Consider the following 6,935-nt stretch of genomic DNA (forward strand, 5'->3'; position numbering starts at 1 on the left):
AGCGGGAGGCAGATTTCACGTTGAGTTCTGGGCAGGCTGGCCCATAGCCTTCCGCTCATGCCGGAAAATTCCATCGAACTCGTGCGGACCACGCTGGACGGCCTCTACCGCTCGGAATCTGGTCGCATTCTCGCCACGCTCATCCGGTTGCTGGGTGACTTTGACCTGGCGGAGGACGCCATGCATGACGCCTTTGCCGCGGGACTGGAGCGCTGGCCGCAGGAGGGCGTGCCGGCCAATCCCCGTTCCTGGCTGATCTCCACCGGGCGACACAAGGCCATCGATGGGCTGCGGCGTCGGGCGCGGTTCGATGCTTCACAGGACAAGATCGCGGACCAACTCCTGCCCAGCGGTGACTTTGCCCCTGCTGATGTGGGGACGGAGTCCGACGAGAGCGTGCCCGACGACCAGCTCCGCCTGATCTTCACCTGCTGTCATCCCGCCCTGGCACCAGAGGGGCGGCTGGCGCTGACGCTGCGGGAGGTCTGCGGTCTGACGACGGAGGAGATCGCCCGCGCCTTCCTCACCACCGCGCCTACGCTGGCGCAGCGCATCGTGCGGGCCAAGGCCAAGATCCGGGACGAGCGCCTGCCGTATCAAGTGCCAGCGCCGGAGGAACTGCCAGCGCGTCTGGATGCGGTGCTGCAGGTGGTGTATCTCATGTTCAACGAGGGCTACTCCGCCTCAGCAGGGGCGTCGCTCACGCGGGCTGATCTTTCTGGCGAGGCGATCCGCCTGGGGCGTTTGTTGCTGGAGTTGTTGCCTGAACCCGAGGGGATGGGGCTGCTCGCCCTTATGCTCTTGCAGGAGTCTCGCCGTGCCGCACGGACGTCGCCATCGGGTGAACTGATCCTGCTGGAGGATCAAGACCGCACGCAGTGGGATCGTGCCCTCATTGCAGAGGGCGTGAAGCTGGTGGAGCGGGCGCTGCTTTCGCGTCGCTTCGGCCCCTACACGTTGCAGGCAGCGATCGCGGCGGTGCATTCTGAGGCGGCCTCTGCCGCTGCCACGGACTGGCCGCAGATCGTGGCGCTGTACAATCTGCTGGCCCGTGCGGTGCCCTCGCCAGTCATTGAGCTGAACCGCGCGGTGGCCGTGGCCATGAGGGATGGACCCGAGGCAGGGTTGGCGTTGATCGATGGCCTGCTCCAGCGCGGTGTGTTGACGGAGTATCACCTGGCTCATTCGGCGCGGGCGGATCTCTGCCGGCGTCTGGGCAGGAAAGGGGAGGCGCGTGCCTCGTATGAGCGTGCTCTGGCGCTTACCCAGCAGGAGCCGGAGCGGCGATTTCTGGAGAAGCGGCTGCGGGAGCTGGAAGAATAACAAAAAAGTGTGCAGGGTGTCGAATTCCAGGATTGGCAATCGACTACCTCATGAAGCGGTCAAAAAACAAAGGCCGCTGTGAACTCGCCAACTTATTGAACCGACATGAAATACATCTGCCTTGGATACATCGAACCCAACAAGTTTGAGAACCTGTCTGAAGCCGAGCGCAACGCGCTGGTGGACGCATGCTTCAGCTATGACGACGAGCTGCGGAAGAATGGCCACTTTGCCGGTGGCGAAGGCCTGCAGGGTCCGCAGTCTGCCGCCACCCTGCGCTGGGAGAATGGCAAGGTCGCGGTGACCGATGGGCCCTATGCCGAGACCAAGGAACAGATCGGCGGCATCCTCATTCTGGAAGCGCGGGACTTGAATCACGCCATTCAACTGATGTCCAAGCACCCCGGAGTGAAGGCGGGTCCGTTTGAGATCCGGCCAGCGGCGGATTTGTCTGGGATGATGCAGGAAAGCGAGGAGCGGAGAGGGTGATTCGGTGGGGCGGTGCGTCAGTGCGTCAGTGCGTCGGTGGGCGGCGCTCGTAGGGAGGGCTTGTAGCTGCATTCGTGAGAATGCGGAATGGGCGGGTGCGAGCGGGCTTTTGGGGTGGGTTGGTGCTGCTGCGTACGTGCGGCCCATCCTGACCACGTTCTTACGAACGCAGCCACGAGTGCAGGAAATAATCTGTGGGCGTGGGGGCGAGGAAGCTCGTAGCTGCATTCGTGAGAATGCGGAAGGGCGGGTGCGAGCGGCCTTTTGGGGTGGGTTGGTGCTGCTGCGTGCGTGCGGCCCATCCTGACCACGTTCTTACGAACGCAGCCACGAGTGCTGGAAATAATCTGTGGGCGTGGGGGTGGGGAAGCTTGTAGCTGCATTCGTGAGAATGCGGAATGGGCGGGTGCGAGCGGGCTTTTGGGGTGGGTTGGTGCTGCTGCGTGTAGGCGGCCCGCCCTGACCACGTTCTTACGAATGCAGCCACGACGGTATGGATCGCGTCAGGATTGTAGAAGAGCCGTCCCGGCTCTTTAGGGTGCTGGATGATGCGGGCACAAGAACCTCGACGGCTCTCCTATATCGCCATCACGACTTCCTTCGCACGATTCTCACCGCAATCACCGCCGAGGCGATCATCAACAAGAAGCCCAGCAACGCTGCGCCGGGGGCGTCGTCAGTCTCGCCGACATAGATGCCTGCGACCGCCAGGGCCACGCCGATGACGACGAGGCCCAGTGCCGCGATGTACTTGGTGGCAGGGGACTTCACGGGGGTGTCTCCCAGGAGTTCGGGCTTGCTCATAGGGGCACAGAGTACGCGCAGGGGATGAACGAATGATGAACCGCGCGTGAAATCGAGGTGAAATGGACCGGCTGGGTGGCGTTGCGTTGGGAAGGTAGAAGAGCCGTCCCGGCTCTTGGGGTTGCTGGGTGGTTCGAGGAACAAGAACCGAGACGGTTCTTCTACAGTGTTGAGCGCAAAGGAGGCGGGGTTTCCCAACCCCGCGGAGGAGCGGAGGATTGGACGCGGGTTGGCGGTAGAGCGTAATTAGCGGGGGAGGCGTCCGGTGTTGTTCGACTGAGCCGTCTAAAGACGGTACTCCAACCCTGCCGACGGACGTCTGGGGTAGATGGGTCGTTTGCAGCCGACGCGGAGTCACATACGCGGGGTTGGGAAACCCCGCCTCCTTTAAGCCTCCCGGCAGGCGTCGCGCCAAAACAAAACGCCCCGACACAGCCTTCAAGCCATGCCGGGGCGGGCAATCTACAGTGGAGCGACGTCTAACGTCTAACTCTTAACTCTTAACTCTTAACTTACCACTTTTTACTCTCCCCTAGAAGTTATACCGCAACGACACCTGCACGTTCCGGGGTTCGCCGTAAAACACGCCGTCGTAGAAGCCGACGTTCTGGTAGTACGTCTTGTCGAAGAGGTTGTTCACCACCACGCTGAGCATGACTTTGTCTGTGATCCGGTACTGCGCGTTCAGGTCAAACACGAAGTAGCCGTTCTGCTCGAAGTTCAGGCTCGCATCGCTGCCCCAGTAGCTGTTGTTGGTATCGCTCTGCCAGCGCATGCCGCCGCCGAGGGAGAGCTTGTTCAGCTTGCCGGGCAGGCGGTAGTTGGTGGAGAGCACGACCATGTCGATGGGCGAGCTGCTGTTGGCGCGGGCGCCGAAGTCGTCCTTCGTGCTCACGTGGGTGTAGCCGGCGTTGATCGTCCAGTCGTCCGTGATGCGGCCGGCCAGCTCGAGCTCGAAGCCCTGGCTGGTGATGGGGCCGGTGGAGATGGAGGGGTAGGTGCCGTCTGGGAAGGGGCTGGACCAGTCGCTGATGTACGAGTTGTCCTGCTCTGTCTCAAACACGCTGAAGGTCGCGATGAGGCGCTTCTCGAAGAACTCGGCTTTGACCCCGGCTTCGATGTTGGAGCCGCGGATGGGGTCGATGATGTTGCCGTTGATATCGCGGCCCATCTGGGGCTCGAAGATATCCGTGTAGCTCACATAGAGGGAGGTCGTGTCCGTCACATCCCATACCAGACCGGCGTAGGGCGTGAACTCGGCGTCCACGCTGGCCACGTTGTCGTTGTACAGGTGCTTGCCCTTGGCGTCATAGTTGTCCGTATAAGTCTCCCAGCTGCTCAGGCGGGCGCCGAGGATGAGGGAGAGGGGATCAGCCAGGCTGAAGCGGATGGAGGCATAGCCGCCATACTGCTCCACATAACGGTCCGCGCTGGGCGTGCCCTGCTTGGGCTCGGTGGGGTTGCGATCCAGCTTGAAGGCATTCGGGATGTCGGCGGGATAGCTTGATGAGGAGTTCGTCCAGACCGGAGTTTCCTCGAATCGGCTGTACTGGAAGCCGGTGGCGATCTTGTGCTTGCGGCCAAAGAGGTCAAACGCCCCCGCCAGGTGGAGATCGGCGTTGTCGCGCGTTTCTTCCATGTACGTGTTCGCGAACCACCAGCTCATGCCGGTGCCGGTGGTCAGGTCGGGAAAGCCGCTGCCGGCGTAGCCGATGACGTTGTCCGTGCTGCCCTCGGTGTGGGAATACCCGGCGCGGATGCTCCAGTCATCGTTAAACTTGTGCTCCAGCATGGTGAAGAGCGTGCCGGTCTCCTTGGTCCAGCGGCTCCAGTCGGCCGCCCAGTTGGTGGAGCGGGGGAGGTTGGCAGGCGTGCCATCGGCAGACCAGTAGGGCACTGCGCCCCAGGAGGCCCCGCGGGGATCGCTCTTCTGGTACTGGTAGCCCAGGCTCAGCGTGGTGTCTTCGGTCAGGTCGGCCTCGACAATGCCGTACAGACCGAACTGCTCCTCGCTGTAGTGATCGAGGTAGGAGTTGCGCTCCTGGTAGAAGCCGACGAAGCGCGAACGCACGCTGCCGTCCTTCGTGATCGGGATGGTCACGTCGCCTTCACCGCGGTAGTACTCCCACGTGCCGATGGTGGCCGCGATGGAGCCGCCGAACTCACGGCCGGGGCGCTTGCGATTGAGATTGATCGTGGCGGAAGGGTAGCCGGGGCCGGAGAGCAGGCCGTTGGAACCGCGCAGGATGTCGATGCTCTCATAGAAGGAGGTGTCATACACGGGCGTCGCGCCCCAGGACTCATTGGCCCCGGTGAAGTAGGGCATGCCATCCACCTGGAACTGGGTGATGGGGAACCCGCGGGCGTAGTAGGAGGTGCGCTCGGTATCCAGGTTCACCACGGTGATGCCGGGTGTGTCTGCCAGCACTTCGGCGATGTTGGTGAAGCCTTCCTGCTCGATGCGCTGGCGGTCCACGATCGTCACAGACTGCGGCGTCTCGCGAATGGTCAGGGCCAGACCCGTGGAGGTCGAGGCGGGCACGGTGGTGATCGGAGCCTCGGCCGTCGCGGTGACGGTGACGGTGTCCAACTCCTGGGTGGTGCCGGGGGCGGCAGCGGCGGGCGTGGAAGGCGTCGTTGAGACGGGAGCGGCAGCGGCGCTGGCTGCGGTTGCCTCTGGCTTGGCAGGTTTTTCAGGCTCTGCGCTCATCCCAGTGAGGGGCAGGCAGGCAAGGGTCGTGGCCAGGGATCCGACGAGGGTGAGAGGGCGGGAGCGAGGGAGTCGTTGCTTGAGGCAATATCTTTGAGGCATACTGGGCTCCCATCGTAGGCCTGGATAGACAGGTCAAACTGAGAATGCGAATGCGTCTCAATACGGTCAATCTCGGGCTAATGGGAGATTGAACGCGGGCTAAGAGCTACGTCGAATCGGTAGGGCGGGCATAGGGAGATGGAGTCCGGGCGGCCTCATCCTTGCAGCAGAAAGACTGTTCAAGTGAACATTATTTTTCTGGCGGGTTTCTCCATCCGGTGCTAGCTGTCTGGGGAGCTGAACTCCCTTCGAACCCATGGCCACGACTGATCCGTATTTCCGTTTTCCCCTGAGTGCTTTGACGTATGGAGAGACTTCATTGCAGTGCATGGGTGCCATTCTGGATCACTCCATACTCTCCGCAGGGGTGGGAGCCAGAACGCTGAATCCCAAGGAGCACGAGGCGCTGGCAGCAGCCCATGCCCTGCCAGATCCTCCACGCAAGGAGCAAGGGGAGGACTGGAAGGCGTACCTGGATGTCTGTGTCGGCTCGCAGCTCACTCAGGCGAAGGTGGGAGACTGGCAGTCAGTCCGGTCGGGCTACGAGAGGCTGCTACAGCACACGTCAGCGCTCCCCAAGTCTGCCCTCGTTACCATCAATGCCAAGTGGGTTTGGAACGCGCTGGACACCGCGTTTATGGAGGCGGGCAGGTCTCCTCTCCACGAAAATGCAGGCTACCTTTCGTGGCGGGAGTTCCGCGTGCTGTGTGCCGTGCTCTCCGTCATCGGGCAGAAACAATACGCCTGGGTCTCTACGAACACCCTTCAGCACCGGGTCTGCGGCTACACCGCAGCCAGCGCCTTCAAGGGCAAGGTGCCTGCGGCGCATTGCCCGCGTCTCTCCCGCTGGATGCTGGGGGCCACGCTGAACCGGCTGGAGGAACTGGGATTCTTCCTGCGCGTGCGCGTCTCCCGGTCCCCCACGGGACGTGGAGGACGTACGGCCTGTAGCATTCGCCACAAGAACCGGGAAGCCCTCGTTATCGAGCTGCGTACCTCCCTCTTCGCCACGGTTGCCGAGAATCGCAAAGCGGACCATCAGCTCTGGACCCAGGGGGTGGGTACCATGTCCCAACGGACCTCCAGTTCTATAATTTCCACATTTTAGCCTCAAGTCCCCTGCAACACGGCCCCAAGCTGCCCCCATGTCATCGGCAACCTCCTCTCAATCCTCCTCAACCCACTTCCAAGGCACCTCCCACCCCACCTGCAACGGCTCAGCAAGTAGCCCTGCAACATTAATGAAAAAGTCTTCCAATGATAAAGTCTGTTGAGTGAGAAAGTCATTGGCGGAGTTGGGCACACTCGGAACAGAGATAGAATCGGAATCGAGAGGAATCGAGAGGGAGTGTGTGAGTGGGTAAGGGGGCGTTGGATGTTGGACGTTGGACGTTGGACGTTGGACGTTGTACGTTAGGCGTGGAAATTCCCACGAAAAGGTGCTGAGGTGGAGGAGATCACGAAGGACCTGGAGAAAGCGCTGGGTGGGAAGGGGAGCTGAGCCATT

General features: G+C 61.9%; 5 protein-coding genes. 3 read left to right on the top strand and 2 right to left on the bottom strand.

The window, feature by feature from the left end:
* Positions 1-57: 57 nt before the first annotated feature.
* Together BV034_RS14030 and BV034_RS14035 are read left to right on the top strand one after the other, a co-directional pair.
* Positions 58-1,323: an RNA polymerase sigma factor gene (locus tag BV034_RS14030; protein ID WP_050027632.1), complete on the top strand. Its 1,266-nt coding sequence runs from the start codon at positions 58-60 to the stop codon at positions 1,321-1,323.
* 105 nt (positions 1,324-1,428) lie between these two features.
* Positions 1,429-1,812 carry a YciI family protein gene (locus BV034_RS14035; RefSeq protein WP_050027633.1) on the top strand — a complete coding sequence of 128 codons (384 nt, stop codon included), beginning with the start codon at positions 1,429-1,431 and terminating at the stop codon, positions 1,810-1,812.
* Between the two features lie 588 nt (positions 1,813-2,400).
* Here the strand turns inward: BV034_RS14035 and BV034_RS14040 are convergent.
* Together BV034_RS14040 and BV034_RS14045 are read right to left on the bottom strand one after the other, a co-directional pair.
* Positions 2,401-2,616, bottom strand: a complete 216-nt coding sequence (locus tag BV034_RS14040; protein ID WP_050027634.1) for a hypothetical protein — start codon at positions 2,614-2,616, stop codon at positions 2,401-2,403.
* Positions 2,617-3,148: 532 nt separating this feature from the next.
* Entirely contained in the window at positions 3,149-5,428 is a 2,280-nt protein-coding gene (locus tag BV034_RS14045) for a TonB-dependent siderophore receptor (RefSeq protein ID WP_081887805.1), read from the bottom strand.
* Positions 5,429-5,684: 256 nt separating this feature from the next.
* Here BV034_RS14045 and BV034_RS14050 point away from each other — a divergent pair, with 256 nt between their 5' ends.
* Positions 5,685-6,536, top strand: a complete 852-nt coding sequence (locus BV034_RS14050; protein WP_265592983.1) for a hypothetical protein — start codon at positions 5,685-5,687, stop codon at positions 6,534-6,536.
* Positions 6,537-6,935 lie beyond the last annotated feature (399 nt).

Origin of the sequence: Verrucomicrobium sp. BvORR034, from assembly GCF_000739635.1 — a bacterium.
Classification (GTDB): Bacteria; Verrucomicrobiota; Verrucomicrobiia; order Verrucomicrobiales; family Verrucomicrobiaceae; genus Verrucomicrobium.

What these genes read in the sequence shown, in the direction of transcription:
- BV034_RS14045 (WP_081887805.1), bottom strand. Translation starts at nt 5,428, where the DNA reads ATGCCTCAAAGATATTGCCTCAAGCAACGACTCCCTCGCTCCCGCCCT.
- BV034_RS14050 (WP_265592983.1), top strand. Translation starts at nt 5,685, where the DNA reads ATGGCCACGACTGATCCGTATTTCCGTTTTCCCCTGAGTGCTTTGACG.
- BV034_RS14035 (WP_050027633.1), top strand. Translation starts at nt 1,429, where the DNA reads ATGAAATACATCTGCCTTGGATACATCGAACCCAACAAGTTTGAGAAC.
- BV034_RS14040 (WP_050027634.1), bottom strand. Translation starts at nt 2,616, where the DNA reads ATGAGCAAGCCCGAACTCCTGGGAGACACCCCCGTGAAGTCCCCTGCC.
- BV034_RS14030 (WP_050027632.1), top strand. Translation starts at nt 58, where the DNA reads ATGCCGGAAAATTCCATCGAACTCGTGCGGACCACGCTGGACGGCCTC.